Here is a 25,931-nt window from a genome sequence, read left to right as displayed (position 1 = left end):
CGCGCGGTCATCCGCCGTGCGCAGCGCGAGGCGGCATCCGCCGTCGCCGAGGAGGTCCCGCGCGTGCTGGACTCGGTCTCGCGATCGGTCACCGAAGCGCACGTCGCACTGGCCGCCGCCGAGGCCGAGCGCTCGGCCCACAACGAGGAACTCACGGGGCTGCGGGTCCAGGAGGGCTCGCTGCGGGAGCGTCTGGCGGGCCTGACCGAGAGTGTGCACGGGCTCGAGCTGCAGATCCACGAGAAGAAGCTGCACCTGACCGGGCTCCTGGAGCGCGTGGCATCCGAACTCGCACTCGACGAAGATATTCTCATTGCGGAATATGGACCGGATCAGCCGGTTCCCCGCGACCCTGGCGCGCAGGAGCAGGACGACGACGCCGCGATCCCGTTCGACCGCCGCATTCAGGAGCGCCGACTGAAGGACGCCGAGCGCAAGCTCGCGCAGCTCGGTCGGGTCAACCCGCTGGCGCTGGAGGAGTTCGCCGCGCTCGAGCAGCGGCACGCGTTCCTCACCGAGCAGCTGGCCGATCTCACCAGGACCCGCCAGGACCTGCTGGCCATCATCGCCGAGCTCGACGAGCGGATGCAGGTGATCTTCGCGGAGGCGTTCGAGGACACCAAGCAGGCGTTCGGCGAGGTGTTCCCGCTGCTGTTCCCCGGCGGATCGGGAAGCATCTCGCTGACGAACCCCGACGACTTGCTCACCACCGGGATCGAGGTGGCCGTGCGCCCTGTCGGCAAGAAGATCGAGCGGCTCTCGCTGCTCTCCGGCGGGGAGCGATCGCTGGCCGCCGTGGCCCTGCTGGTCGCCATCTTCAAGGCGCGCCCGAGTCCCTTCTACATCCTCGACGAGGTGGAGGCGGCGCTGGACGACGCCAACCTCGGCCGGCTGCTGACGGTGTTCGAGCAGCTGCGCGAGAACTCGCAGCTGCTGGTGATCACGCACCAGAAGCGCACCATGGAGATCGCCGACGCCCTGTACGGCGTCTCGATGCGCCAGGACGGCGTCTCGGCGGTCGTCGGCCAGCGCGTCGGTGACCGCGCATCCGTCTGAGCACTCGCGGAGTCACAGCCTCACTAGGCTGGAGGCATGGCGGAGAAGTCCTGGTCCCTCGGTCGCGCGCTGCGCGGCATGTTCGTCAAACCCACCATCGACGAGACGACGTGGGACGATCTGGAGGTCGCGCTGATCACGGCGGACTTCGGCCCGGGCATCACCGAGGCGCTGCTGGACGAACTGCGCGAGAAGGTCGACCACTACCGCACCACCGACCCGAAGGATCTGCAGCGCATGCTGCGGGAGACCCTCGAGGAGCGCTTCGCCAAGTTCGACACCACGCTCAAACTCACCGAGCGCCCGGCCGTCGTGCTGGTCGTCGGTGTCAACGGGGTGGGGAAGACGACGACCATCGGCAAGTTCACCAAGTTCCTGCGCGGGTTCGAGCGCAGCGTGGTGGTCGGCGGCGCCGACACCTTCCGCGCCGCAGCGGTCGAGCAACTTGCCACCTGGGCGCAGCGCGGGGGAGCCGCCATCGTCCGACCCCAGCACGAGGGGCAGGATCCGGCATCCGTCGCCTATCAGACCGTCGAGTACGCCAAGCAGCACGGTATCGAGATCGCGATCATCGACACCGCAGGCCGGCTGCACACCAAGGGCGGGCTGATGGACGAGCTGTCCAAGGTGCGCCGGGTGGTCGAGAAGCTCGCACCGATCAGCGAGGTGCTGCTGGTGCTGGACGCCACGACCGGCCAGAACGGCGTGCTGCAGGCCGAGGCGTTCCTCGAGCACGCGGGCGTCACCGGCCTGGTCATCACCAAGCTCGACGGCTCCGCGAAGGGCGGATTCATCCTGGCCGTGCAGGAGCGCACCGGCATCCCGGTGAAGCTGCTCGGACAGGGCGAGGGCATCGACGATCTCACCGGGTTCACGCCGCACGTGTTCGTGCAGTCCCTGGTCGGCGCGTAGGACTACCGGACGGGCGCAGAGGCTGGTTTCATAGCGATATGGCGATCGAACACGACTACTTCGGAGTCCTCTCCGCGGGACCCGACGGGGCCATCTTCTGGAGTGAGCGGATCGAGTTCGGCGACCAGTCCCTGACCGTGGACCTCACGGCTCCCAACCAGGATGACGTCTCGCAGGAAGCACTCGATGTGGCGGCGGGGCTGATCTCCGGCATCGAGAATCTGGATGCCGTGGTGCGGCGCGCCATGCTGGCCGAGGTCGACGACCGCACCAGCGAGGTGACCGAGTACATCCTGCAGCAGCAGGAGGCGTACGGCGATGAGCTGGAAGAGGTGCTGGTGGATGTCAGCGGCGACGCCGCGGTCGACATCATCCGCTCGCTGTGCCTGATGAGCATGACGATCCTCGCCGACGAGCACGGCGGCACCGATCCGTTCGCCGTCATGGAGTACGCGCTGGATGCGGACGCCACCGATGACGTGCTGCTGGTCAACCTCGGGTCCGACGGCTCCGTGCTGTCGGTGATGAGCGCGGACTGACCTCCGGCGCGGCTGAGGTCAGAGCGGGGAGCGCGCGATCTCGGGATAGCGGTCCAGTTCGAGTGCGCGCAGCCGGTCACGCGCGGCGGCGGCGCGCAGTCGGCGTGCGTCGGGGTCGTCCGCCGACTCGAGGATCTCATCCAGGTAGTGCCGCACGGCGCTCTGCTGACGCGCATCCAGCGCACCGCGATCGGAGATCGCTCCGTCCTGGTCGAAGACCGCCAGAAGCATCCCGTGCTCCCGGTCCGCACCCGCTGCCACGGGCGGCTGGAAGTACGGCAGGTCGAGCGCGAGCGCCCCGAAACGCGCGTAGAAGCGCAGCCGCGCCGTGGGGTCGCCGTGCACCGGATGCACCGGCTGCACGTCCGGACGGTCGAACTCCGCCAGTAGCACGGTGGCCGATGCTCCCCAGCCGGAGAGGACCGCGGACATCAGTCCGGAGCCGACGCCCTGCCCGCGAGCTTCAGGAGCAGTGACCAGGTACTCCAGCAGCACGGCACCGCCGTAATGCTCGATGATGGCGGCGCCCAGCATCGGACCGTCCTGATCGTGCGCGAGCACCGCTTGCGCACCGTGATCGAACTGGGCGATGAGATCGTCTTCGGATACCAGCTCACCCGGTCGGAACGACGGCGCCATCAGGGATCGGTGCACGGCCCGCAGCACCGGTGCGTCAGAGCACGGCTCGAACGAGATCATCGGCGGGCTCCGTGCCGCTGGTGATGGCGACTGCCCGCACGGCGTGACATCACGAGCATGACCACCCCGGTCGCCACGGCGATCGTCAGGATCGCTACGACGAACCACCACGTGATGCCGCCCCGCAGGCCGAGTCCCTCCTGCAGCAGTGAGGCTATGCCGGAGATGCCGATGACGGCGAGGATGACGCCGAGCACGCGCTCGACCCGCTCGGTGCGACGCTCGCGCTCGGCCTGCCTGTCGTCGAGGATGCGGCCGAGGCGGCGGTGGCAGACATCCAGCAGCGGCTGCAGGCGCGAGCCGAGCACATCCCGCACTGCCCGCTCGAAGCCTTCTCGGAGCAGGTCGTAGCGGTTCGAGGCGAGCACCGTGTCGAGGTCCACGCGCAGCGCCGGCGATGACACGATCGCGGGTGCCTCGATGAACAGCATGATGGCGTGCTTGGACTGCACGAAGGACTGCAGCTCCAGCTCGGCGCGCTCGATGACTCGGATGAGCTCGCCGAGCTGATCGGTCACCTCTCGCTGCGTCGCATAGTCGTCATCGGCGTTCGAGGCGTCCGCCGCTGCGAGCTGCCGTTCCACGTCGGTGAGCAGTTCGGAGATGCGCTCGGCGTGATCCCGCACGCGCACCTGCCAGGACTCGTACATGCCGTGCATGCTGTGCGCGAAGGTGAGGAAGCTCTCGATCTCGCTCACCGCGTAGTCGGGGGAGCGGAAGCTGGCGAGCAGCGTCACGTTCGAATTCGCGGCGAGCAGCTCGTCGTTGAGGTGCAGCAGTTCGAAGCGGTGCACCGCGTCGACGTCGTACATCGCCCAGTCCGCCACGCCGGAGGCGCCCGCGGGGAGCGGATGCAGCAGAGGCTGAGCTCCCCAGAGGCCCGCGATCTCCCGGGCCGACAGCAGCGACGTTCGCACCCCTGTGACGTCCCGTGATGCGCGTTCGATGGTCACGTGCACGCCGAACGAGCCTGATCGTGCGGAGATCGGATCCGCCGGTGCGTCGTGCGCGTCACCCGAGGGGTCGAGTCCCGGCTGCAGGAGCACGCGCAGGTCGTCCAGGATGGCCGCGGTCACGTCAGACAGCCGCGAGAGGTGCGTGCCAGGGGCCGCGCGCGGATGCAGGTGCAGCGCCTGCGGGATCTCGGTGAGGTCGCCGAACACCGGGGTTGCGAGATTGACGATCCTGGCGACCTCGAAGGCGGGCGCATCCACCAGGTCGACGTCGAACAGCACGGCATGATTGCCCAGTTCGGAGAGCTGGACCCGGGTGCGGATCCTCAGCGGCTCGGCATCCGTCCCCGGAACAGCGAGCAGCATGTCCTCCAGCTGGAAGGTCGAGCCGCGGTAGCGGCGGCCGAGGCTGTCCGAGCCCTGCCAGACATCGCTCAGGGTGAGCCGGCGCAGCACCTTCGCCACGCGCAGCGGGCCGAGCCGCCCGCGCTTCTCGCCGGCATCGGCGAGAAGGCGCACGGCATCGTGGTCGGCGGACAGCTCGTCGGCTCCGGGGCGCAGGATGCCGAACCCGTACACGATGCGCATGCGGCCCTCGTCCACATGCAGCCACGGCTGTGCGGCGGCGTCGTGCACGGCCTGCAGCGAGGCCAGATGGCCGCGCAGCTCGCTGGCGTCGTTGGGCCGGAACCCGCCGCGGTCGATCAGGGTGGTGATCCGGGCGAGGTCCACATCGGCGGGGGTGCTGCGGCGGGTGAGCAGGTCCGAGGTCGCGACCGCGATGTCGTGGATGGCCCGGTAGTAGCGGTGCTCGAAGCGCGTCTCGGCGATCAGCCGGCGCCGACCCGGGTGCGCGGGGAGGTCGCCGGCGGACTGCCGGACCGCAGCGATCCGCGCCACGGCCTCCGCCGTCACGAGGACGACGGCGCGCAGATCACCGGTGAGAAGAGCGGTCTCGACGTCGAACTCCTGGTTCATGAAGCGCAGCAGATCCCAGGCGACCGCTTCGGCGCCATCGGGTGCCAGCGAATCCGCGGTGTCGACGGCCGCGTTGACGGCGGCGCGGATCAGCGAATGGTCCCAGTTGAGCTCCCAGGCCTCGTTCACGAGATTCCTGAGGTACATCGCCAGCACCACGCCGCCGAGCGGGAACGCGGATGCTGCTCGCACGGCGGCGGGCAGCAGGTTCCCCAGCCGGATTCCGTGGGCGGCATGGCCGTCGTCCGCGCCGTCGGCGACGGCGCTCTGCCACCAGTCCAGGCTGAGGACCTCGCGGATGTCCTCCTGCTGCTCGCTGGTCAGCGCGTACTCGGATCCCTCGCCGCGCTGCGCGATGAACGCCGCGGAGAGCCAGGCGCGAGCATCCTCGGCATCCTCGTTGGCCAGCGCGAAGATGTTCGCGTACTCCTCGTCCGTTCCCACGGCTGCCCCCAGACTGCGCGGTGTCCCGCGGTGAGTCCGATTGTGCACGAGATCACCGTGCGAGCGCCATGCCCCGGCGCGAACTCACACCGCCTGGGCGAAGCCCTTCTCGACGCTCTCCGCGATGTGCGCGAGGTGCGCAGGAATCGGGCGGCCCTTCGAGATCATCGACTGCGCCCACAGCCGGCCGGCGCGGTACGACGAGCGCACCAGCGGACCGGCCAGCACGCCGAGGAACCCGATGCGCTCGGCCTCCTCCTTGAACTCGACGAACTCGCTGGGCTTGACCCAGCGGTCCACGGGGTGATGCCGCGGCGTGGGCCGCAGGTACTGCGTGATGGTGATGATGTCGCAGCCGGCGTCGTGCAGGTCGTGCAGGGCCTGGACGACCTCCTCCGGCTCCTCGCCCATGCCGAGGATGAGGTTGGACTTGGTGATCAGCCCGGCCTCGTGTCCCTGCGTGATGACGCCCAGCGAGCGCTCGTAGGTGAACGCCGGTCGGATGCGGCGGAAGATGCGGGGGACGGTCTCGACGTTGTGCGCGAACACCTCGGGACGCGCGTCGAAGATCTGGCCCAGGAACTCCGGCCTGCCGCTGTGGTCGTTCGCCAGCAGCTCGACGCCCGTGTTGGGGTTCTTCGCGTGGATCTGCCGCACGGTCTCGGCGTTCAGCCAGGCTCCCGTGTCGGGCAGGTCGTCACGGGCGACGCTGGTGACGGTCGCATACCGCAGGCCCATGCGCTGCACGCTCTCGGCTACGCGGCGCGGCTCGTCGGTGTCGTAGGCGGCGGGCTTGCCGGTGTCGATCTGGCAGAAGTCGCAGCGACGCGTGCACTGCGAGCCGCCGATGAGGAAGGTGGCCTCCTTGTCCTCCCAGCACTCGTAGATGTTGGGGCACCCGGCCTCCTGGCACACCGTGTGCAGGCCCTCGTCCTTCACCAGCGAGTGCAGGGCGCGGTACTCGGGCCCCATCTTCGCCTTGGTCTTGATCCACTCCGGCTTGCGCTCGATGGGGGTCTCCGCGTTGCGGACCTCCAGGCGCAGCAGCTTGCGTCCGTCGGGATGCGCGGCGCTCATACCAGGGCTCCTTCGGTGGCGTACTCGGCGGCGAAGGCATCGGAGACGGCCTGCACCATGTCGGCGGGGGAGACGTCGGCACCGATGACCTCACTGATGGTGGTGACACCGGCATCCGTGATCCCGCAGGGGATGATGCCGCCGAAGCCCGCGAGCGTGTTGTCGCAGTTCAGGGCGAAACCGTGCATGGTCACTCCCTGCTGCACGCGCACGCCGATCGCGGCGATCTTGTCTTCGGACAGTGGTCGACGAACCCACACTCCGCTGCGGCCGGCGACCTGGTATCCCTCGACACCGAGCGGCTTCAGGATGCCGATCAGCAGGCGCTCCAGTCGGCGCACGTGCGCGACGACGTCCATCGGCTCCGGCAGGCGCACGATCGGATAGCCGACGAGCTGCCCCGGGCCGTGCCAGGTGATCTTGCCGCCGCGGTCCACGTCGACCACGGGCGTGCCGTCCTGCGGGCGCTCCTGCGGCTCGGTGCGCTTGCCGGCGGTGTAGACGGCCTCATGCTCGAGCAGGAGCAGTGTGTCTGGCCGGTCGCCCGCGACGACGTCGCGGTGGATGCTGCGCTGCAGCTCCCACCCGTCCATGTACGGCACGAAGTCCGGCGCGAGACCGGCGATGCGGATGTCGAGCATGTGCGCTCTCCCAAGGTTGTTGGATGCGGTGCAATAATGCGGCAGGGTTCAGCATACGCCCGTTGCCGGGGCGGTGTGCAAGACCGTGCCGGTACGCTGGCGGCATGGCATCCGAATCCCGTGCAGGCAGGCCGCGCGCCTCATCGCGGGAGACGCTGGCCGAGGCTGCGTGCGAGCTGTTCCTGGAGAAGGGTTACGAGGCGACCTCGGTCGTCGACATCGCGCAGCGCGCCGGCGTGAGTCGCTCGAGCTTCTTCAACTACTTCGCCTCGAAGAGCGATGTGCTGTGGTCGGGTCTGGATGCCCGGATCGCGGCGGCCTCGGTGGCGCTGGCGGCTCTCGGGAGGGATGCCGACGGACCGTCGGTGCGCGCGGCGGTGGAGCCGATCGTGCACGGCTTCGCGCCCGATCCGCTGGCGCTCGCCCTGCGCAATGCCGCCGTGATGGGCCTGGAGCAGGAGCTGCTGCGCGATACCGGGCTGCGCCAGGCGCGCATCGCCTCGGCAGTGGCCGGCGCTGCCCGCAGCGCGGGGATCGACGCGATCCGTGCCGACATCCTCGGCGCCGCTCTCGCCGCCGCCGTGCTGTCGTCACTGCGCGTCTGGGCCGAGCAGGGCGCGGGGCAGGCATCGCTGGAGGCGCAGTTCGACCAGGCGCTGCGCAGCATCCACGATCTTCCCTGGGGCTGAGCGGACGGAATCGGCTCGGGCAGCGCTCGGAGTGGAGGCTTCCCTCCCGTAGAATCGGAGGCACCATGGCTACATTTGGCACGCTCTCCGATCGGCTCACCGAGACCTTCCGCAACCTGCGCACGAAGGGAAAGCTGAGCCCCGCTGACGTCGACGGCACCGTTCGCGAGATCCGTCGCGCCCTGCTGGATGCCGACGTCGCCCTCGCGGTGGTGAAGGACTTCACCGGCAAGGTGCGTGAGCGCGCGCTGGGCGATGAGGTCAACAAGGCGCTGAACCCGGCCCAGCAGGTCGTGCAGATCGTCAACGAGGAGCTCGTCGCGATCCTCGGCGGCGAGCAGCGGCGCCTGGAGTTCGCCAAGACCCCGCCGACGGTGATCATGCTCGCGGGCCTGCAGGGCTCCGGCAAGACCACGTTCGCGGGCAAGCTGGCCCGCCAGTTGCAGGGCGAGGGGCACACGCCGCTGCTGGTCGCCGCCGACCTGCAGCGTCCGAACGCCGTCACCCAGCTGCAGGTGGTCGCCGAGCGCGCCGGCGCCACGATCTTCGCGCCCGAGCCGGGCAACGGCGTCGGCGACCCCGTCAAGGTCTCCCAGGCCGGCGTGGACTTCGCCCGCCGTCAGCAGCACGATGTGGTGATCATCGACACCGCCGGTCGCCTCGGTGTGGACGCCGAGCTCATGAAGCAGGCGTCCGACATCCGCAAGGCCACCAACCCCGACGAGGTGCTGTTCGTCATCGACGCGATGATCGGACAGGATGCCGTCAACACGGCCAAGGCGTTCCAGGAGGGCGTCGACTTCACCGGCGTCGTGCTGTCCAAGCTCGACGGCGACGCCCGCGGTGGTGCGGCGCTGTCGGTGGCATCCGTCACCGGCCGCCCGATCATCTTCGCCTCCACCGGTGAGAACCTCGAGGACCTCGAGCCCTTCCACCCCGACCGCATGGCGAGCCGCATCCTCGACCTCGGCGACATCCTGACCCTCATCGAGCAGGCCCAGGCGGCCTTCGACGAGGAAGAGGCCATGAAGATGGCCGAGAAGCTCGCCAACGAGGCCTTCACGCTCGAGGACTTCCTCGATCAGATGCAGCAGATGCGCAAGATGGGCTCGATGAAGAAGATGCTCGGCATGCTGCCGGGCATGGGCCAGATGAAGCAGCAGCTCGACAACTTCGACGAGCGCGAGATCGATCGCACCGAGGCGATCATCCGGTCGATGACCCCGGCCGAGCGCCGCAACACCAAGATCCTCAACGGCTCGCGCCGCCTGCGCATCGCCAAGGGCTCGGGCATGACCGTCACGGACGTCAACCAGCTCGTGCAGCGCTTCGAGCAGGCCGCCAAGATGATGAAGACCGTCGCCCGTGGCGGCACCCCGCAGATCCCCGGGATGGGCCCGATGGGCAAGCCCGGCGCGTCGGCGAAGCGCGGCAAGAAGGGCGCCAAGGGCAAGAGCGGCTCCCGGTCCGGCAACCCGGCCAAGCGCGCCGCCGAGAACGCGGGCCTCGCGACTTCGAGCGCTCCGGCCACCGGCTCGGGCTTCGGTCTGGGCGGAGCCAAGGGCGCGCCGACCGAGGCCGACCTGGCGGAGATCCAGAAACTGTTCGGCAAGAACTGAGCGACGACCCTTCGACGGGCTCAGGGCCCCAGGGAAGGAGCCGAGGCTCAGGGACTCGGGGAGCCAGGACTGGTCAGAGCGGATGCCCGGCGCGGGCGAGCTCCTTCCGGATGACCACCAGCAGCTTGTGCTGGCCGGCGACGGTGGGATGCTCGTGGTCGTCCTGCAGCAGCGTCGGCGGGTCCTCGCGCAGCGGCTGGCCGATGTCCACGTAGGTGCCGTGGACCGCCGTCACGGCCCGCTTGACGGCGGCTGACGTCTCGGTGATCTCCTGCGGCTCGTCCTCATCGGGATCCCACAGCGTGCTGAGGCCGATCAGCTGCGCCTTCGGCAGAGCGCGATGCAGGGTGTCGACGGTCTTCTCCGTGGCGGCCTCGATGTCGGCATCCGACTGCCCGACGTCGTTGTCCGACCCCTGCACGATGACGATCGTCGGGGCGTCCTTCACCGCCTGCGGGATCAGGCCGGCGAAGCTCGACCCGCAGGAGCCGACGGTGACGAAACCCGCGCCGCTGCACGCGAGGTTGTCGACGCTGACGCCCGTCCGCGAGGACAGCTGGGTCGGCCAGTCCTCGCCGTCGTCGAGCCCGTAGCCCGCCATGATCGAGTCGCCGATCGTGACGACCACCGTGTCGCCCGGGGCGGGCGTGCGCACACTGGCGGCAGCGGCAGCGCACCCGCTGAGCAGCACGGCGCACAGCACGCCGGCGAGCAGCGCCCATGCGCGAGGACGTCGGGTTCGCATCACGGTGCCGACGCTACGCCCTGCGCATGAGCGCCGCATCGGCTTCCGCTAAGAGTCCGCGGTGCCGTTCACCTGACGTCGTCGTCGACCCAGTCCATCGACTTGGTCACGGCCTTGCGCCACAGGCGCAGCTGCCGGTCGCGCTCATCGGCATCCATCATCGGCTCCCATCGACGGTCCGGCTGCCAGTTCGCCGACAGCTCGTCGAGGTCCTTCCAGAAGCCGACGGCCAGTCCCGCCGCGTACGCCGCACCCAATGCGGTGGTCTCCGAAACCACCGGCCGCACCACAGGGACGCCCAGCACGTCGGCCTGGAACTGCATGAGCGCGTCGTTGGCGACCATTCCGCCGTCCACCTTCAGCTCGCTGAGGGCCACGTCGGCATCCGCATTCACGGCGTCCAGCACGTCACGGGTCTGGAAGGCGACTGCCTCCAGCGCCGCCCGGGCGATGTGATTGCGGTTCGCGAAGCGGGTCAGCCCCACGATCGCGCCGCGCGCGTCCGGACGCCAGTACGGCGTGAACAGCCCCGAGAAGGCCGGAACGATGTATACGCCGCCGTTGTCCTCCACTGCGGCCGCCAGCTTCTCGATCTCGGGCGCCGACGAGATCAGCCCCAGCTGGTCGCGCAGCCACTGGATCAGCGAACCCGCGACGGCGATGGAGCCCTCCAGTGCGTAGTGCGCGGGGGAGTCGCCGAGCTTGTAGCCGACCGTGGTCAGCAGCCCGTTGGCCGAGTGCACGATCTGCTCGCCGGTGTTGAAGATGAGGAAGCACCCCGTGCCGTAGGTGTTCTTGCTCTCGCCGGCCTGGAATGCCGCCTGTCCGAACGTCGCTGCCTGCTGATCGCCCAGGATGCCGGCGATGGGCGTCTCGCGCAGCAACGACGAGCTCTCCGCCTTGCCGTAGATCTCGGACGAGGAGCGGATCTCGGGCATCATCGAGGGCGGCACTCCGAACGCCTCGAGGATCTCGTCGCGCCATTTCAGGGTCTGCAGGTCCATGAACAGGGTCCGCGAGGCGTTGGTGACGTCCGTGGCGTGCACGCCGCCTCGCACCCCGCCGGTGAGGTTCCACAGTACCCAGCAGTCGGTTGTGCCGAACAGCAGATCGCCGGCATCCGCCTTCTCGCGCGCGCCCTCGACGTTCTCCAGGATCCAGGCGATCTTCGTGCCCGAGAAGTAGGTCGCCAGCGGCAGCCCGACGATCTGCTTGAAGCGGTCGATGCCCCCATCGGATGCCAGCCGATCGACGATCTCCTGCGTGCGGGTGTCCTGCCAGACGATCGCGTTGTACACGGGTTCGCCGGTGCGGCGATCCCACACGACGGCGGTCTCCCGCTGGTTGGTGATGCCGACGGCGGCGATGTCGTGCCTGGTCAGGTGCGCGCGGGTGAGGGCGAGGCCGACGACCTCCTGCACGTTCCGCCAGATCTCCGCCGGGTCGTGCTCGACCCAGCCCGCACGGGGCAGGATCTGCTCGTGCTCCTTCTGACCGGTGGCCACGGGCTTCCCCGCGCGGTCGAAGATGATCGCCCGGCTGGACGTGGTGCCCTGATCGATCGAGAGGATGTATTCGGCCATGCGGCCCTCCTTCGGCGGATCCTCGATGACCCGCGTCGCCATCATGCTGTCAGTTGCGCGCCGGAACCGAGAGTGCCAGGCCGTGCGCGTCGTTCAGCAGGTGAACGGTGGCCTCGAGCTCGGCATCCCGCCGATCGGCGTCCCAGCCCAGCAGCGGCGCCAGCGCATCGCCGACCTCGACCAGCAGGTCGGTGGTGACCCCGCCCGCGAAGGCGATGTTCGAACGGCGCAGCACGATGTCGGCCAGCTTCACCACCAGTTCGTGCTGCACCATCCACTCCAGCTCGCGCACCGAGAGGGCGCCGCCTGCCAGCAGGCGGTCGTCCTCCTTCTCGATGTGCTCCCACACCTGCGCGGCACGGGTCCCGTAGCGCTCCAGCAGCAGGTCGGCGCGCGCGGCGTCGGCGCCGGGCAGGTTGGTGGCCTTCCACGCCGCGCGAGCGCGGGTGGTGCGCGGGAAGCCGTGCCCGCCGCCGATCGGAAGACCGGCGGCGGAGACCGAACGGGGACGGTCGAGGATCTCCAGCACGCGGTTCGCGAGGTGCTCGCCGAGCGCGCGGAACGTGGTCCACTTGCCGCCCACCAGGCTCAGCATGGGCGTCGAACCGCTGTCGTCCCGCTCGATGCGGTAGTCGCGCGAGACGAAACCCGGCGCGGTGTCCTCGTGGCGGGGGAGCGGACGGATGCCGGCGAAGCGGTACACGATCTGATCCCTGTCCACGGCGATGGTGGGGAAGACGTGGTGGATGAGGTCGAAGAAGTAGTCGATCTCCTCCTCGGTGCAGCGTGCGGGCTCGCGCGGGTCGGCGTCGATGTCGGTGGTGCCGACCATGACACGGCCCTTGAGCGGGTAGATGAGCACGATGCGGCCGTCGGAGTGCTCGAAGAAGATCTCCCGGCCCGCCGTGGCGGCCAGCAGCTCGGGATGGTCCAGCACGATGTGCGAGCCCTTCGTGCCGCCCATGAACCGGGTGTCCGTGCCGAGGATCTCGTTGGTGAGGTCCGTCCAGGGGCCGGATGCGTTGACGATGACGTCGGCGGCGATCGCGAACTCCTGCGCGGTCTCGCGGTCGCGCAGCACGACCTTCTCGCCGTCGCGGGCGACCGCCTCGACGTAGTTCAGCGCGTAGGCGGAGGCGTGGGCCGAGCGACCGTCCTGCAGCACGTCCAGCGCGAGTCGCTCGGGGTCGTGCATGGAGGCGTCGTAGTACGTGGCGGTGTATTTGATGTGCGGGTCCAGGTGAGGCAGCTCGGCCAGGGAGGACGTGCGCCCCAGGAAGCGGTGTCGGGGCACCGAGCCGCCGTCACGCGAGAACATGTCGTAGATGGTCAGACCGACCTTGATCAGCAGAGCCCCACGCTCGCGCGGCTTTCCGCTGCGGTGCAGCAGGAACCGGAAAGGCGCGGACAGGACGCCCGAGAAGGTGGAGTAGATCGGGATCGTGGTCTCGAGCGGCTTGACGTAGTGCGGCGCGATGCGCAGCAGGCCGTTGCGCTCCTGCACGGACTCCCGCACCAGGCGGAACTCGCCGTTCTCCAGATACCGGATACCGCCGTGGACCATGTGGCTGGAGGCCGACGATGCGCCGCCTGCGAAGTCGCCGCGGTCGACGATCACGGCGTCCACGCCCTGCAGGGCGAGATCCCGGAACAGGGAGATGCCGTTGATGCCGGCGCCGATGATCAGCACGGTGGTGCGACCGGCGCTCCGGACGGCCTCCAGCTCCTGCTGACGGTGTGCGCTGCGCGTGATCTCGACCATGGTGTCCCCTTCGTCCCTGGTACCAGCATCCGGCTTGTGACAGAATCATGCAAACGCTCTGCACGAATGTGCAGAGACTGTTCAGGGGATGGTTGCAATGACAGCGGATGCCGCTCGCGCGGACGCCAGGACGACCGCTGCGCTCACCGCGGCGAAGCTGTACTACCTGCAGGACATGACCATGGATGTCATCGCGGCCGAGCTGGGCACCTCGAGGTCTTCTGTCTCCCGGCTGCTGGCGCATGCGCGGGAGACCGGGCTCGTCGACATTCGCATCAACTCGCCATTCGAGAGGGTCGGACAGCTGGAGGAGCAGCTGCGACGACAGTTCCGCATCGCGGCGCACATCGTGCCCATGTCCGGCATCGTCAGCGAGGTGGAGCGGCTCGAGCGCGTGGCGCTGACCGCCGGTCGGCTGCTGTCGCAGTTCATCGACTCGAACATGGTGGTGGGCATCGCGTGGGGCTCCACCGTCGGCATGGTCAGCCGGGCGCTCGTGCAGAAGGAGACCCACGGAACCACCATCGTGCAGCTCAACGGCGCGGGGAACGTGCAGACCAGCGGGCTGGAATACTCGAGCGAGATCCTGCAGCGGTTCGGGCACGCGTTCGGCGCAGTGGTGGAGCAGTTCCCGGTGCCCGCATTCTTCGACGACCCCGAGACGCGCGCTGCCATGTGGCGCGAGCGCAGCACCCGTCGCGTGCTGGCATTCCAGTCGAAGATGGACATCGCCGTGTTCGGGCTCGGGTCACCGCAGTCCGAGGTGCCCAGCCGCGTCTACGTCGGCGGCTACCTCAGCAGGGACGACTATCGCAGTCTGCGCGAGGACGGCGCCATCGGCGACGTGGCGACGGTGTTCTTCCGCGCGGACGGCAGCTGGAAGGACATCCGTCTGAACGCCCGTTCCACGGGCCTCGGCCTGGATCGGCTGCGGCGGGTGCCCCGCCGTGTGTGCGTGGTGTCCGGCGCCGCCAAAGCCGGGACTCTGCGCGCCGCGATCGCCGCCGGGATCGTCACCGACGTCGTGCTCGACGAGACTCTCGCACGGCTGCTGGTCGGCGAGGACTGAACGGCCTCAGTCCGCGAAGGCGGTCTCGGGGCCGGCGCGGAACTCGCGGATGAGGTGGCGCACGACCTCGTGCAGGTCGCCGCCGCCGGCATCCGCCGCCTTCAGCTGTCGCGAGTAGCTGGCTCCGTCGCGCAGGATGTCGCGCACTCCATCGAGCTCGCGGGTGCAGGACAGGTCTGCGGCGACGGGCTGCAGATCGTCCAGGACGGCGGTCAGATGCTCGCGCACGGGCACCTGGGAGCCGGCCTCGTCGACGATGACGCGCGCATCCAGCCCGTAGCGGGCGGTGCGCCACTTGTTCTCCCGGTGGAACCACGGCTGCAGGCCCGGCAGCGGGATGCCGACGTCCACCTGCCGGGAGAAGTGCTCGACCAGGCACTGCGTGAGCGCGGCGACCGAGGCCAGCTCCGTGAGCGTCGACATGCCGTCGCAGGCGCGGATCTCGATGGTGCCCCAGCGCGGTGCGGGGCGGATGTCCCAGCGCACCTCCGATGCATCGCGCATGACGCCGGTGCGGATCATGTCGTCGAGGTAGTTCTCGAAGTCCTCCCAGGTGTGGATCGGCCAGGGCAAGCCCGCAGTGGGCAGCTGCTGGAACACCAGGGAGCGGTTGGAGGCGTAGCCGGTGCGCTCGCCCGCCCAGAACGGGCTGGACGCCGAGAGGGCCTGAAGGTGGGGGAGGAAGGCCGAGAGGGCGCTGATGATCGGCATCACCTTGCGGCGGTCCTCGATGCCGATGTGCACGTGGATGCCCCAGATCATCATGTTGCGGCCCCACCACTGGGTGCGCTCGATCATCTTCCGGTAGCGGGTCTTCTCCGTCACGCGCTGGTTGAACCACTGCGCGAACGGGTGGCTGCCTGCCGAGAGCAGCTCGATGCCCGCGGGATCGGTGGCGCGCCGCACGGCCCCGATGGCCGCGGCGATGTCGTCCACGGCATCCTTCACGGTGCCCCCGACGCCACTGGTGACCTCGATCGTGTTGGTGAGTAGCTCCCCGGTGACGGTGTGCCGCTCGTGGGCGCTCTGCGCCTCGAGCACCTGCAGCAGCTCGGGTGCTCGACCCACCAGATCGCCGCTGTCCGGATCAGCCAGCATGATCTCCCACTCCAACCCGACGGTGGAGCGGGCGGAGGACGCGAATTCGGTCGGCACGCGCACAGTCTGGCACGCGGGATCCTCCCTGCGCACACGCCGTGTCGCACGGTTTCGCGCCCAGCCCCAGGATCTGGCAGAATAGAGGGTCGGACGGCTGCTCGACCCTCTATCCAGCTTTCGTCCCCCATCCAGAGCCTCCGCCGGGTTGTGCACCCCACTCTCCAGGCGTCGTTCATCTTCCTTTCCACACATTCAGGAGAATCGTGGCTGTCAAGATCCGTCTCAAGCGCTTCGGCAAGATCCGCGCGCCCTACTACCGCATCGTCGTCGCCGATTCGCGCACCAAGCGCGACGGTCGCGTGATCGAGGAGATCGGCAAGTACCATCCCACCGAGCAGCCCTCGTTCATCGAGGTCGACTCCGAGCGCGCGCAGTACTGGCTGTCCGTCGGCGCCCAGCCGAGCGAGCAGGTCACCGCGCTGCTGAAGCTCACTGGCGACTGGGGCAAGTTCAAGGGCGACAAGGACGCGAAGTCCACCGTCCAGGTCGCCGAGGCCAAGGCCGCGTTCGAGGTCGACTCCTCCAAGAAGTCGGTCATCAAGCCCCAGGCCGAGAAGAAGGCCGAAGAGCCCGCCGAGGCTCCCGCCGCTGACGCGGAGGCCGCTGAGGCTCCCGCCGCAGACGCAGAGTAATCCGCTGTGCTCGCCGCCGCGCTCGAACACGTCGTCAAGGGGATCGTCGATCACCCGGAGGACGTCCGCATCACCGCATCCGCGTCGCCCCGGGGCGACCTGCTCGAGGTGCACGTGCACCCGGATGACCGTGGTCGCGTGATCGGGCGCGGCGGCCGCACCGCCAAGGCGCTGCGCACGCTGATCTCCGCCCTCGCCGACGGACACCGCGTCCGCGTCGATGTCGCGGACGACTGACGTGGCCGGCGAGAAGAACCAGCTGCGCGTCGGCCGCCTGCTCAAGGCGCACGGCCTCAAGGGCGCGTTGAAGCTCGAGCTGTACACCGACAATCCCGAACGGCGCTTCGTGCCGGGTGCCGAATTCACCCTGCAGGTGCCGGAGGCATCCGAGTGGCATGGCAAGACCATCACCATTCGCGACTACCGCGTGATGAACGGCAGCTCCGTCGTCTTCCTGCACGGCGTCGAGGACCGCACCGCCGCCGAGTCGCTGGTCAAGGCGATCCTGTGGATGGACGAGGACGATGAGGTCGAGGACGACGCCTGGTACGCGCACCAGCTGATCGGCCTGGACGTCGTCCGCGACGAGACCGTCATCGGCCGCGTACTGCGCGTCGATCACCTGCCCGCGCAGGACCTGCTGATCGTGAAGACGGCGGATGCCGAGGTCATGGTGCCATTCGTCGAGGCGATCGTCCCCACCGTGGACATCCCCGGTCACAGGATCATCGTGACCCCGCCTGCCGGCCTCTTCGAGGAGCTTCCGACCGCGGACGACTCCGCCTCGGAGTGATTCCGGGATCGTCATGCGCATCGACGTCGTCTCGATCTTCCCGTCGTACTTCGACGGCCTGACGCTCTCCCTGCTGGGAAAAGCGCAGGAGACCGGCATCCTGGATCTTCACGTGCACGATCTGCGCGACTGGACGCACGACCGGCACCGCACAGTCGACGACACGCCCTACGGCGGCGGCGCCGGCATGGTCATGAAGCCCGAGCCCTGGGGCGAGGCCCTCGACGCACTCGTCTCTGCACAGGCTGGAAGCCCGGACCCCGATGCTGGATCCCTGAGCCCCGAGCCTGGGTTCCTGAGCTCCGAGCTTGGGTTCCTGAGCCTGTCGAAGGGCCGCCCCACCATCATCTTCCCCTCACCCGCGGGTGAGGTCTTCACTCAGGCCACTGCCCGCGAGCTCGCGACGCGCGAGCACCTGATCTTCGGTTGCGGCCGGTACGAGGGCATCGACGAGCGTGTGTTCGAGTACGCCGCCGAGCTCGGCGAAGTGCGGCTGATCAGCCTGGGCGACTACGTGCTCAACGGGGGAGAGGTCGCCGTCATGGCGATGACCGAGGCCATCGGCCGGCTCATCCCCGGCGTGGTGGGCAACCCCGAGAGCCTGGTCGAGGAGTCGCACGAGGACGGGCTGCTGGAGTACGGCTCCTACACCAAGCCCTCCGTGTGGCGCGGGCGCGAGGTCCCACCGATCCTGCTCAGCGGGAACCACGGTGCGATCGCGTCCTGGCGGCGCGAGCAGCAGCTCGAGCGCACGCGCGCGCGACGGCCCGACCTGCTCGACTGACCTCCACAGCATCCGCTGCACTTCGTCGCATCCGCTCCACCGATCGATGGCGCGGATGCGACGAAATGGCGCGGATAGGCTGGAGGGATGGCTGATCAGTCGCTGGCGAAGTCGTTCCTGAACGCGGGGGAGGACTACGACCGGTACCGTCCCGGCTTTCCCGACGAGGCCGCGGATGCCGTGCTGCCCGGCTCCGTGGACGTCGCGCTCGACCTCGGCGCGGGCACGGGCAAGTTCACCTCCCTGCTGGTCTCGAGGGCAGCCAGGGTGATCGCCGTCGAGCCTTCCGAGCAGATGCTCGACGTGCTGCGCGCGAAGCTGCCCGGCGTCGAGGCCCACGTCGGCACGGCCGAGCGGATTCCCAGTGCGGATGCCGCGGTGGATGTCGTGACCGTGGCGCAGGCGTTCCACTGGTTCGACCGCGAGCCGGTGTGCGCGGAGATCAGGCGCGTGCTGCGGCCGGGCGGGACGCTGGGGCTGCTGTGGAACCACTCGGACCCCTCGTGCGCCTGGGATCGCGCCTGCACCCGGGTCGCGCACCCCGGACTCGCCGGCGGGCTGACGGCCGATGACGCCGTCACCGAGGTGCTGCCGGGCTTCGGCGAGCCGCGGCTCGTGCAGGTGCCCTGGCAGGAGCGGATCACCCGCGCCGACTACATCGCGCGATGGCTCACCGTGAGCTCGTTCCTGGCGGCATCCGAGACCGAGCGCACGCGCATGGTCGGCGAACTGCACCGCATCCTCGACGCGGATCCGGCGACCCGCGGACAGGACGAGTTCGACCTGCCGCAGATCACCGACGTGTACGTGTACCGGGCGGCCTGAACCTCAGTCGACGCCGAGGAAGCCGCGGTCGGTGAGAACGATCGGGCCGTCCTCCGTGACGGCGACCGTGTGCTCGGAGTGCGAGCCGCGCGAGCCGTCGGCGCTGCGGAGCGTCCAGCCGTCGGGATCCGTGATCAGCTCGTCGGTCGTGGCCAGCAGCCACGGCTCCAGTGCGAACACCAGCCCCTCGCGCAGGGGGAAGCCGCGTCCGGCGCGGCCGTCGTTGGGCACGTGCGGGTCGCCGTGCATGATCCGGCCCACGCCGTGGCCGCCGAAGTCCGTGTTGATCGAGTAGCCCTCGCCGTGCGCGATGGCGGCGATGGCCGCGGAGATGTCGCCGATGCGGTTGCCGACGGTCGCGGTCGCGATCGCGGCATCCAGTGCCCGGTTCGTCGTGTCGATCAGGCGCAGGTCCTCATCGCGCGGAGTCCCGACCACGAAGGACACAGCGGAATCGGCCACCCAGCCGTCGACGGAGACGGCGAAGTCCAGCGAGACCAGGTCGCCGTCGCGCAGCTGGTAGTCGTGGGGGAGGCCGTGCAGCACGGCGTCGTTGACGGAAGTGCAGATGACCTTGCCGAACGGCCCGTTGCCGAACGAGGGTGCGTAGTCGATGTAGCACGACTCGGCGCCGGCCTTGCGGATGAGATCGTGGGCGTGGCGATCGATGGAGAGCAGATTCGTGCCCACCTTGGTCTCCGCGCGCAGCGTGGCCAGCGTCTCCGCGACGAAGCGGCCTGCGGCTCGCATCTCGTCGATCTCGGCCGGCGTGCGCAGTTCGATCATGGGAAATCCTCTCGTCGGCATCCATTCTTCCAGTTCCCCGCCATCGCAAGCTCACAGCGAAAACCCGCGGCTCGGGGTGCGGATGCACGTACCATCGGAGCATGTGGTTGCGTGAGGCATTCTTCCGCTGGCTTCTCCCGGCGGCGTTCCTGCTGCCGCTGTGGCTGGTCGTCGGCTGGATCATCTTCGGCCGCAGCGGGTGGAGCCTGCTGTGGGTGCTGCTGATGGCGGCGCCCGCGGTGTTCGCCGGGCAGCTGATCCTCACGCTTCTCACCAGGTCGCGCCCCTCGGTGCGCGCCGAGCGCGCACTGTCCTGGTGGGATGTTCTGGGCTTCACGGTCTGGCACGTGCTGACCGTCTCGGTCGGCCTGTTCGCCGCCGGTGCCTTCGGTTGGCTGCTGACCGGCGCGATCGTCGCCGCCATCGGACTGTTCTGGCTGCAGCTGTGGCAGCTGTGGAACGAGGCTCGCGGCAGCGGTCTGCGCATCCGCGAGGCCATGAGCTGGAGTGCGCCGCGCGAGGATCCCCCGTCGGCGCGCGCACAGCCCGACGTCGTCGTCATCGAAGAGCGTCCGCGCAAGGACTGACTCCGGTTTTGCCTGCGGTGCGGTTCATGGCAGAATGGATGCTTGTGCCGTGATCCGGTTCTGCCCCAGGGGAGCCTGCGGTCGCCTCGCGCGCCGCTCGGCACACGCCCGTTCTTAATCCTTTGAATCATGCATCCGACCTGAGGCGAGTGCAGAGAGAGACGATCATGCAGATCCTCGACGCCGTCGACGCGGCTTCACTCCGTTCCGACATCCCTGTCTTCAACCCCGGTGACACCGTCAAGGTGCACGTGAACATCACTGAGGGTTCGCGTTCGCGCATCCAGGTGTTCCAGGGCGTCGTCATCGGCCGACAGGGCGATGGCGTGCGCGAGACCTTCACCGTGCGCAAGATCAGCTTCCAGGTGGGCGTGGAGCGCGTGTTCCCGGTGCACTCGCCGGTCATCGACCGCATCGAGGTCGTCACCCGCGGTGACGTCCGTCGTGCCAAGCTGTACTACCTGCGCAACCTGCGCGGCAAGAAGGCGAAGATCAAGGAGAAGCGCGACAACTGACGCGCTTGAGCCTGCACGGAACCCCGAGACACGATCGTCTCGGGGTTCCGTCGTCTGGGCATCTGTGTGCGACCCTTGTAGATGCCGCGCCCACGCGGTGCACGAGAAGAAGAGAGATCAGATGAGCACGGATGCCGTCGAGCCTGCGGAGAAGGCCCCCCGGCGGCGCAGTCTTCTGACCTTCCTGCGCGATGTGCTGGTGATCATCCTCATCGCCGCCCTGGTCTCGTTCGTCGTGAAGACCTTCGTGCTGCGCTCGTTCTACATCCCGTCCGGATCCATGGAGCGCACGCTGCTCATCAACGACCGCATCCTGGTCGACGAGCTGACCCCGCAGTGGACCGGATACGATCACGGCGACGTCGTGGTGTTCAAGGATCCGGGCGGGTGGTTGCCGCCTGTGCCGCAGGCGCCGGCGAGGCCGTTCATCGTCGAGGCCGCCGACTGGGTGCTCACCTTCGTCGGCCTGTCGACGTCGGATGCCCAGGACCATCTGGTCAAGCGCGTCATCGGACTGCCCGGCGACCATGTGGTCTGCTGCAACGCCCTCGGCCAGATCACCATCAACGGCTCGCCCATCGACGAGGCCTCGTACCTCGATCTGCCCGCCGGCGACACCGCGGCCTCCGACGTCGACTTCGACGTCACGGTCCCCGCCGACAGGCTGTGGGTGATGGGCGACAACCGAGACCATTCGCAGGACTCCCGCGCGCACCAGGAGCTGCCCGGCGGCGGCTTCGTGCCACTGGAGAACGTCGTGGGGCGTGCATTCCTGACCACCTGGCCGCTCGACCGGTTCGGACTCATCGACACCCACGACGAGGTGTTCCGCTCGGTGCCGGCGGCGAAGAGCAAGTGACCGTCGTCGCGCCCACGCTGCGCCTGGAACGGCAACTGCTCAAGGATGAGTTCGACATCGTCATCGCCCTCGACGAGGTCGGTCGAGGAGCGCTGGCGGGCCCTGTCGCGGTGGGGGCGGCGGTGATGGATGCCGCGGGGTCGCGCCGACGCGTGCCCGAGGGGCTGCGCGACTCCAAGATGATCACCGAGCGCAGACGTCCGCCGATGGCAGAGCGTGCGGCCGCGTGGGTGCAGGCCTCGGCGGTCGGCTGGGCGAGCGCCGCCGAGATCGACGAGGTCGGCATCATGCGCGCGCTGGGACTGGCGGCATCCCGGGCCGTGCAGGGCATCGTGGATCTCGGGGCCTCGCTGGATCGTGCGCTGGTGCTGCTGGACGGGAACCACGACTACGTCTCCCGCGTGCACCCCGTGTCGCTGACCGTCCGCACGGTCATCAAGGCCGACCGGGACTGCGCGTCGGTGTCGGCCGCGTCGGTGATCGCCAAGGTCGCGAGGGATGAGTGGATGATCGAACAGCATCCCCAGCATCCGGCGTATCAGTGGGATCGCAACAAGGGCTACGCGAGTGCCGAGCATCGCCAGGCGATCCGTGAGCTGGGGTTGTCGCCGCTGCATCGCGCATCCTGGGCGATCGCCGATGCCCCGACCCTCTTCTAGGATGGAGTCATCATGGATGAGGATGCCTTCGACGACTACGACCGCGAACTCGAGCTCGCGCTGTTCCGCGAGTACCGGGACGTCGTCGCACAGTTCCAGTACGTCGTGGAGACCGAGAGGCGCTTCTACCTCGCTAACGAGGTGAACGTCGTCCGTCGCGACACCGAGAACGACTTCTACTTCGAGATCTCGATGACCGACGTCTGGGTCTGGGACATCTACCGGGCCGACCGGTTCGTCAAGGCGGTTCGCGTGCTGACCTTCAAGGACGTCAACGTCGAGGAGCTGCAGCGCCGGGAGTTCGAACTGCCCGATGAGCTGTCGCTCGACGGCAAGTAGGTCTATCCCTCCGCACTCCGCTCCGCAGCGGCTTCTTTCCACAGACCCTCGGTTCTGAGAAGTTCTGCACAAGGACTGGGTTCACGGTGATCCGGCGTCGGTGCACCGCGTCAGGCTGTCGTCATGGCAGCGAAAGACGAGTTGGGACGTGCGGGCGAGCAGCGCGCGGCGAGGCATCTGCGCGCGCAGGGATACATCATCCTCGACCGCAACTGGCGGTGCCCCCAGGGCGAGATCGACATCGTCGCCCGGCGCGACGATGTGCTGTGCGTCGTTGAGGTCAAGACCCGCAGGTCCGTGCGGTACGGCCATCCGTTCGAGGCCATCGACGAGCGCAAGCGCCATCGGCTCTGGCGGCTGGCATTCGCATGGGCGGCCGCGCATCCCGATGCCGCCCGTCGGCGTGAGATCCGCCTGGAGGCCATCGGCCTGATCGGAGCGGATGCCGATACCGCGCAGCTCGAGCATCTGGTGGACCTGCTGTGAGCACCGCGCGGACGTGGGCGGTGGCGCTGACCGGTGTGGACGGTCACCTGGTGGAGATCGAGGCGGACTTCTCGGCGCAGACACCGGAGTTCAGCATCATCGGGCTGCCCGACAAGGCGCTCGGCGAGGCCGTGCAGCGGGTGCGCAACGCCTGCAGCAACTCCGGGCTGGACATTCCGCGGCGCAGGCTCACCGTCAACCTGTCGCCGGCGAGCCTGCCCAAGCACGGTTCGGGGTTCGACATGGGAATCGCGATCGCGACGGCGGCCGCCGGGGGACTGCTGCCTGCCCGTGCCATTCGCGGAACCGTGCACATCGGGGAGTTGGGGCTCGACGGGCGCGTGCGGCCGGTGGCCGGTGTGCTGCCCGCGGTCTACGCGGCCGCGCGGGCGGGCTTCGAGCGCGTGATCGTGCCGCATGCCAATGCTGCGGAGGCCGCACTGGTGCCCGGCATCGAGGTGCGTGCCGTGGCCTCGCTGGCGGAGGTGGCGGCGCTGCACGGCGCTGACGTGGAGGTGCCGGACGTCGAAGCGGTGGAACTCGCCGCGTCCGACGACCCGGAGAGGCATTCCCTGAATCTGGCGGACGTCATCGGGCAGGAGGAGGCCGTCGACGCGCTGATCATCGCCGCAGCAGGCGGCCACCACATGATGCTCAGCGGGCCTCCTGGATCGGGCAAGACGATGCTGGCGCGCCGGCTCCCGGGCATCCTCCCGCTGCTGCTCGACGACGAGGCGCTGGAGGTCGCCGCGATCCGATCGCTGGTCGGCGAGCCGGTGACGAGGCTGGACCCGGTGGTGCCGTTCGTCGCACCCCATCACAGCGCCTCGATGGCGGCTCTCGTCGGCGGCGGAACGCGGGTGGCGAAGCCGGGTGCGATCGTGCGGGCGCACCGCGGAGTGCTGTTCCTCGATGAGACCCCGGAGTTCCAGAGGGCGGCGCTGGACGCGCTGCGGCAGCCGCTCGAGTCCGGGCGCATCGAGGTGCACCGAGCGGGGTTCACCGCCAGCTACCCGGCGCGCTTCCAGCTGGTGCTGGCCATGAATCCCTGTCCGTGCGGCAACTACGGGGTGCGCGGCGCCGAGTGCGCGTGTCCGCCGATGTCCATCCGCCGCTACGCCTCGAAGCTGTCGGGGCCGCTGCGGGACCGCATCGACATCGACCTGCAGGTCGCGCGCGTAGCGGCGGCCAGGGCGACCTCCGGCGAGCGTTCGAATGTGACATCCGAGAGCGCGAGAGAGCGGGTGGTCGCCGCACGCGGTGCGGCCTCCGAGCGCCTGCGCGGTACACCCTGGCGAGTGAACGGGGAGGTGCCGGGCGAGCGGCTCCGGCTCGGTGCACTGCGTCTGCCGGCGACCGTCAGAGCGCCTCTGGATCGTGCGCTGGAGCGCGGGACGGTCACGCTGCGCGCGTACGACCGGGTGCTGCGCCTCGCGTGGACGATCGCCGATCTGGCCGGCGCAGTGTCGCCGGGAATCGATGAACTGGGCCGTGCCCTGTTCCTGAAGAAGGGCCTGCTGGCATGAAGACGACGACGAGGATCAGGATGCTGGACGATGCGCGGCTGCTGCCGCTCGCCGAGCGGCTGCGCCCGGCCGGGGATCCTGTGGAGACGCTGGCGCGCGTCGCATGGTCCGTCCTCGTGGAACCGGGTGACGGGACGGCCGGCGCGCTGGTCGACGCGCATGGGGCGCCGCAGGCGCTGGAGATCGCCTTGCAGGATGCAGGCCTCCTGACCCCGGGCATCGTGACCCCGGCCGCCCTCGCCGACGCACGCACCCGCTGGCACCCGCGTGCGCACGCGCAGGCGGTGATGGAGGCGATGACCTCGTGTCTGGATGTCGGCGGGCACCTGATGCTCCCCGGGGACACCGGGTGGCCCGCGGGGCTGCAGGATCTGGGTCCGCACGCGCCGCTGGTGCTGTGGGCGCGCGGTGACCTCACCTCGTTCACCGCCGGGCCGGCCGTGGCGATGGTGGGTGCCAGGGCCGCCTCCCCGTACGGCGAATCCGTCGCGGCCGACATCGCCGGTGATCTGGCAGGGGCCTGCGCAGTCGTGGTGTCCGGCGGGGCGTACGGCATCGACGGCGCCTCGCATCGCGCGGCGCTCGGCGTGGGCGGCGTGACCGTCGCCTTCCTGGCGGGGGGAGTGGACCGCGCGTATCCGGTCGGTCATCATCAGCTGTTCGAGCGCATCCGCAAGGGCGGTCTCGTGGTCAGCGAGGTGCCCTGTGGTGGCGCGCCCACCAAATGGCGCTTCCTGCAGCGCAACCGATTGATCGCCGCTGCGAGCCTCGCGACGGTGGTCGTAGAGGCCGGGTGGCGCAGCGGCACGCTCAACACCGCCGGGCACGCGGCCGCCCTGGGGCGCCCGATCGGCGCCGTGCCGGGGCCGGTGACCAGCGCAGCCTCGGCCGGATGCCATCGGCTCCTGCGCGAGTTCGACGCGATCTGCGTCACCAATGCGCAGGAGGTGCGCGAGCTCTGGGATGACAGAGCGCTCGATGCGCCTTCGCAGCCCCGCGTCGATCCGGAGCGCGTCCGCCTGCTGGATGCGATGAGCATGCGCACGCCGCGGGATGCCGGTGACCTGGCACGCCGGTGCGGTCTGAGCGTCGACCGGGTGCGGAGCCTGCTGGGCCTGCTGGCCCTCGACGGCGTGGTCGTCCAGACGCCGGAGGGATGGCGGCGGATCGGGTGAGGCCAAGCGCGGGCACGACCGGCGCGTGAGCGCGCCGTCAC

Annotated in this window: 28 protein-coding genes; 19 read left to right on the top strand and 9 right to left on the bottom strand. The window is 69.2% G+C overall.

The annotated features are described in order from the left end of the window. From WA967_RS12565 to WA967_RS12555, 3 genes are all read left to right on the top strand, one after another. Nucleotides 1-1,056: AAA family ATPase (locus WA967_RS12565; protein WP_424423079.1), on the top strand; the 1,056-nt coding region annotated here is incomplete at its 5' end. A gap of 36 nt (nucleotides 1,057-1,092) precedes the next feature. Beyond that, entirely contained in the window at nucleotides 1,093-1,968 is an 876-nt protein-coding gene (gene ftsY, locus WA967_RS12560; RefSeq protein ID WP_424423077.1) for a signal recognition particle-docking protein FtsY, read from the top strand. Nucleotides 1,969-2,006: 38 nt separating this feature from the next. Beyond that, nucleotides 2,007-2,507, top strand: a complete 501-nt coding sequence (locus WA967_RS12555) for a DUF2004 domain-containing protein (RefSeq protein ID WP_424423075.1) — start codon at nucleotides 2,007-2,009, stop codon at nucleotides 2,505-2,507. Nucleotides 2,508-2,525: 18 nt separating this feature from the next. Here WA967_RS12555 and WA967_RS12550 read toward each other — a convergent pair whose 3' ends face one another. From WA967_RS12550 to lipB, 4 genes are all read right to left on the bottom strand, one after another. After that, the gene (locus WA967_RS12550; protein WP_417553986.1) at nucleotides 2,526-3,206 is read right to left on the bottom strand and encodes a GNAT family N-acetyltransferase; all 681 of its coding nucleotides are present in this window, start codon (nucleotides 3,204-3,206) and stop codon (nucleotides 2,526-2,528) included. Next, the gene (locus WA967_RS12545) at nucleotides 3,203-5,581 is read right to left on the bottom strand and encodes a hypothetical protein (RefSeq protein WP_424423073.1); all 2,379 of its coding nucleotides are present in this window, start codon (nucleotides 5,579-5,581) and stop codon (nucleotides 3,203-3,205) included. Before WA967_RS12545 ends, WA967_RS12550 begins: the two co-directional genes overlap by 4 nt. Nucleotides 5,582-5,665: 84 nt before the next feature. Next, the gene (lipA, locus tag WA967_RS12540) at nucleotides 5,666-6,658 is read right to left on the bottom strand and encodes a lipoyl synthase (protein ID WP_424423071.1); all 993 of its coding nucleotides are present in this window, start codon (nucleotides 6,656-6,658) and stop codon (nucleotides 5,666-5,668) included. Next, the gene (lipB, locus tag WA967_RS12535) at nucleotides 6,655-7,299 is read right to left on the bottom strand and encodes a lipoyl(octanoyl) transferase LipB (RefSeq protein WP_424423069.1); all 645 of its coding nucleotides are present in this window, start codon (nucleotides 7,297-7,299) and stop codon (nucleotides 6,655-6,657) included. The genes lipA and lipB overlap by 4 nt, the downstream gene beginning before the upstream one ends. Nucleotides 7,300-7,403: 104 nt before the next feature. Between lipB and WA967_RS12530 the strand changes: the two genes are divergently transcribed. Beyond that, nucleotides 7,404-7,988 (top strand): TetR/AcrR family transcriptional regulator, encoded by a 585-nt coding sequence (locus WA967_RS12530; protein WP_424423067.1) that lies wholly within the window; start codon nucleotides 7,404-7,406, stop codon nucleotides 7,986-7,988. A 65-nt stretch (nucleotides 7,989-8,053) separates the two neighbouring features. Further along, nucleotides 8,054-9,607 (top strand): signal recognition particle protein, encoded by a 1,554-nt coding sequence (ffh, locus tag WA967_RS12525; protein ID WP_424423066.1) that lies wholly within the window; start codon nucleotides 8,054-8,056, stop codon nucleotides 9,605-9,607. 73 nt (nucleotides 9,608-9,680) lie between these two features. Here the strand turns inward: ffh and WA967_RS12520 are convergent, their stop codons facing one another. From WA967_RS12520 to WA967_RS12510, 3 genes are all read right to left on the bottom strand, one after another. After that, complete coding sequence (locus tag WA967_RS12520) at nucleotides 9,681-10,352, bottom strand: GDSL-type esterase/lipase family protein (protein WP_424423085.1); 672 nt, start codon at nucleotides 10,350-10,352, stop codon at nucleotides 9,681-9,683. Between the two features lie 68 nt (nucleotides 10,353-10,420). Beyond that, nucleotides 10,421-11,935: a glycerol kinase GlpK gene (gene glpK / locus WA967_RS12515; protein ID WP_424423064.1), complete on the bottom strand. Its 1,515-nt coding sequence runs from the start codon at nucleotides 11,933-11,935 to the stop codon at nucleotides 10,421-10,423. 49 nt (nucleotides 11,936-11,984) lie between these two features. After that, nucleotides 11,985-13,697: an FAD-dependent oxidoreductase gene (locus tag WA967_RS12510; protein ID WP_424423061.1), complete on the bottom strand. Its 1,713-nt coding sequence runs from the start codon at nucleotides 13,695-13,697 to the stop codon at nucleotides 11,985-11,987. Nucleotides 13,698-13,785: 88 nt separating this feature from the next. Between WA967_RS12510 and WA967_RS12505 the strand changes: the two genes are divergently transcribed. Beyond that, a complete protein-coding gene (locus tag WA967_RS12505) occupies nucleotides 13,786-14,766 on the top strand; it encodes a sugar-binding transcriptional regulator (RefSeq protein ID WP_424423059.1) in 981 nt (326 codons plus the stop codon). A 6-nt stretch (nucleotides 14,767-14,772) separates the two neighbouring features. Here WA967_RS12505 and WA967_RS12500 read toward each other — a convergent pair whose 3' ends face one another. Further along, the gene (locus WA967_RS12500) at nucleotides 14,773-15,864 is read right to left on the bottom strand and encodes a glutamate--cysteine ligase (protein ID WP_424423083.1); all 1,092 of its coding nucleotides are present in this window, start codon (nucleotides 15,862-15,864) and stop codon (nucleotides 14,773-14,775) included. Between the two features lie 263 nt (nucleotides 15,865-16,127). Here WA967_RS12500 and rpsP point away from each other — a divergent pair, with 263 nt between their 5' ends. The 5 genes from rpsP to WA967_RS12475 all read left to right on the top strand — a co-directional run bounded on the left by rpsP (nucleotide 16,128) and on the right by WA967_RS12475 (nucleotide 18,958). Next, entirely contained in the window at nucleotides 16,128-16,556 is a 429-nt protein-coding gene (rpsP, locus tag WA967_RS12495; RefSeq protein ID WP_424423057.1) for a 30S ribosomal protein S16, read from the top strand. A 6-nt stretch (nucleotides 16,557-16,562) separates the two neighbouring features. Next, nucleotides 16,563-16,793 carry an RNA-binding protein gene (locus tag WA967_RS12490; RefSeq protein WP_424423055.1) on the top strand — a complete coding sequence of 77 codons (231 nt, stop codon included), beginning with the start codon at nucleotides 16,563-16,565 and terminating at the stop codon, nucleotides 16,791-16,793. Further along, a complete protein-coding gene (gene rimM / locus WA967_RS12485) occupies nucleotides 16,777-17,349 on the top strand; it encodes a ribosome maturation factor RimM (protein WP_424423052.1) in 573 nt (190 codons plus the stop codon). The genes WA967_RS12490 and rimM overlap by 17 nt, the downstream gene beginning before the upstream one ends. 13 nt (nucleotides 17,350-17,362) lie before the next feature. Further along, nucleotides 17,363-18,133, top strand: coding sequence for a tRNA (guanosine(37)-N1)-methyltransferase TrmD (trmD, locus tag WA967_RS12480; RefSeq protein WP_424423049.1), 771 nt, complete (start codon nucleotides 17,363-17,365; stop codon nucleotides 18,131-18,133). A gap of 87 nt (nucleotides 18,134-18,220) precedes the next feature. Further along, complete coding sequence (locus WA967_RS12475) at nucleotides 18,221-18,958, top strand: class I SAM-dependent methyltransferase (RefSeq protein WP_424423046.1); 738 nt, start codon at nucleotides 18,221-18,223, stop codon at nucleotides 18,956-18,958. Between the two features lie 3 nt (nucleotides 18,959-18,961). On the opposite strand, the gene map is transcribed toward WA967_RS12475, so the two are convergent. Beyond that, nucleotides 18,962-19,744, bottom strand: coding sequence for a type I methionyl aminopeptidase (gene map / locus WA967_RS12470; protein ID WP_424423043.1), 783 nt, complete (start codon nucleotides 19,742-19,744; stop codon nucleotides 18,962-18,964). Nucleotides 19,745-19,845: 101 nt separating this feature from the next. Here map and WA967_RS12465 point away from each other — a divergent pair, with 101 nt between their 5' ends. The 8 genes from WA967_RS12465 (at nucleotide 19,846) to dprA (ending at nucleotide 25,890) form a co-directional block, all read left to right on the top strand. Then, nucleotides 19,846-20,331, top strand: coding sequence for an MFS transporter permease (locus WA967_RS12465; RefSeq protein ID WP_424423041.1), 486 nt, complete (start codon nucleotides 19,846-19,848; stop codon nucleotides 20,329-20,331). 167 nt (nucleotides 20,332-20,498) lie between these two features. After that, nucleotides 20,499-20,846: a 50S ribosomal protein L19 gene (gene rplS, locus WA967_RS12460; RefSeq protein WP_424423038.1), complete on the top strand. Its 348-nt coding sequence runs from the start codon at nucleotides 20,499-20,501 to the stop codon at nucleotides 20,844-20,846. A 121-nt stretch (nucleotides 20,847-20,967) separates the two neighbouring features. Beyond that, complete coding sequence (lepB, locus tag WA967_RS12455) at nucleotides 20,968-21,705, top strand: signal peptidase I (RefSeq protein ID WP_424423035.1); 738 nt, start codon at nucleotides 20,968-20,970, stop codon at nucleotides 21,703-21,705. Further along, entirely contained in the window at nucleotides 21,702-22,364 is a 663-nt protein-coding gene (locus tag WA967_RS12450) for a ribonuclease HII (protein ID WP_424423032.1), read from the top strand. Before lepB ends, WA967_RS12450 begins: the two co-directional genes overlap by 4 nt. Before the next feature lie 12 nt (nucleotides 22,365-22,376). After that, the gene (locus WA967_RS12445) at nucleotides 22,377-22,703 is read left to right on the top strand and encodes a DUF2469 family protein (RefSeq protein WP_285632578.1); all 327 of its coding nucleotides are present in this window, start codon (nucleotides 22,377-22,379) and stop codon (nucleotides 22,701-22,703) included. A gap of 123 nt (nucleotides 22,704-22,826) precedes the next feature. Beyond that, nucleotides 22,827-23,189, top strand: a complete 363-nt coding sequence (locus WA967_RS12440) for a YraN family protein (protein ID WP_424423029.1) — start codon at nucleotides 22,827-22,829, stop codon at nucleotides 23,187-23,189. Continuing rightward, complete coding sequence (locus WA967_RS12435) at nucleotides 23,186-24,715, top strand: YifB family Mg chelatase-like AAA ATPase (RefSeq protein ID WP_424423026.1); 1,530 nt, start codon at nucleotides 23,186-23,188, stop codon at nucleotides 24,713-24,715. The genes WA967_RS12440 and WA967_RS12435 overlap by 4 nt, the downstream gene beginning before the upstream one ends. Next, the gene (gene dprA / locus WA967_RS12430; protein ID WP_424423024.1) at nucleotides 24,712-25,890 is read left to right on the top strand and encodes a DNA-processing protein DprA; all 1,179 of its coding nucleotides are present in this window, start codon (nucleotides 24,712-24,714) and stop codon (nucleotides 25,888-25,890) included. Before WA967_RS12435 ends, dprA begins: the two co-directional genes overlap by 4 nt. The last annotated feature ends 41 nt before the right edge of the window (nucleotides 25,891-25,931 follow it).

Source organism: Microbacterium sp. (genome assembly GCF_049650565.1).
In the GTDB taxonomy this organism is placed as follows: domain Bacteria; phylum Actinomycetota; class Actinomycetes; order Actinomycetales; family Microbacteriaceae; genus Microbacterium.
The sequence above is the reverse complement of the archived record's forward strand: the minus strand, read 5'-3'. Positions and strand labels throughout refer to the sequence as shown.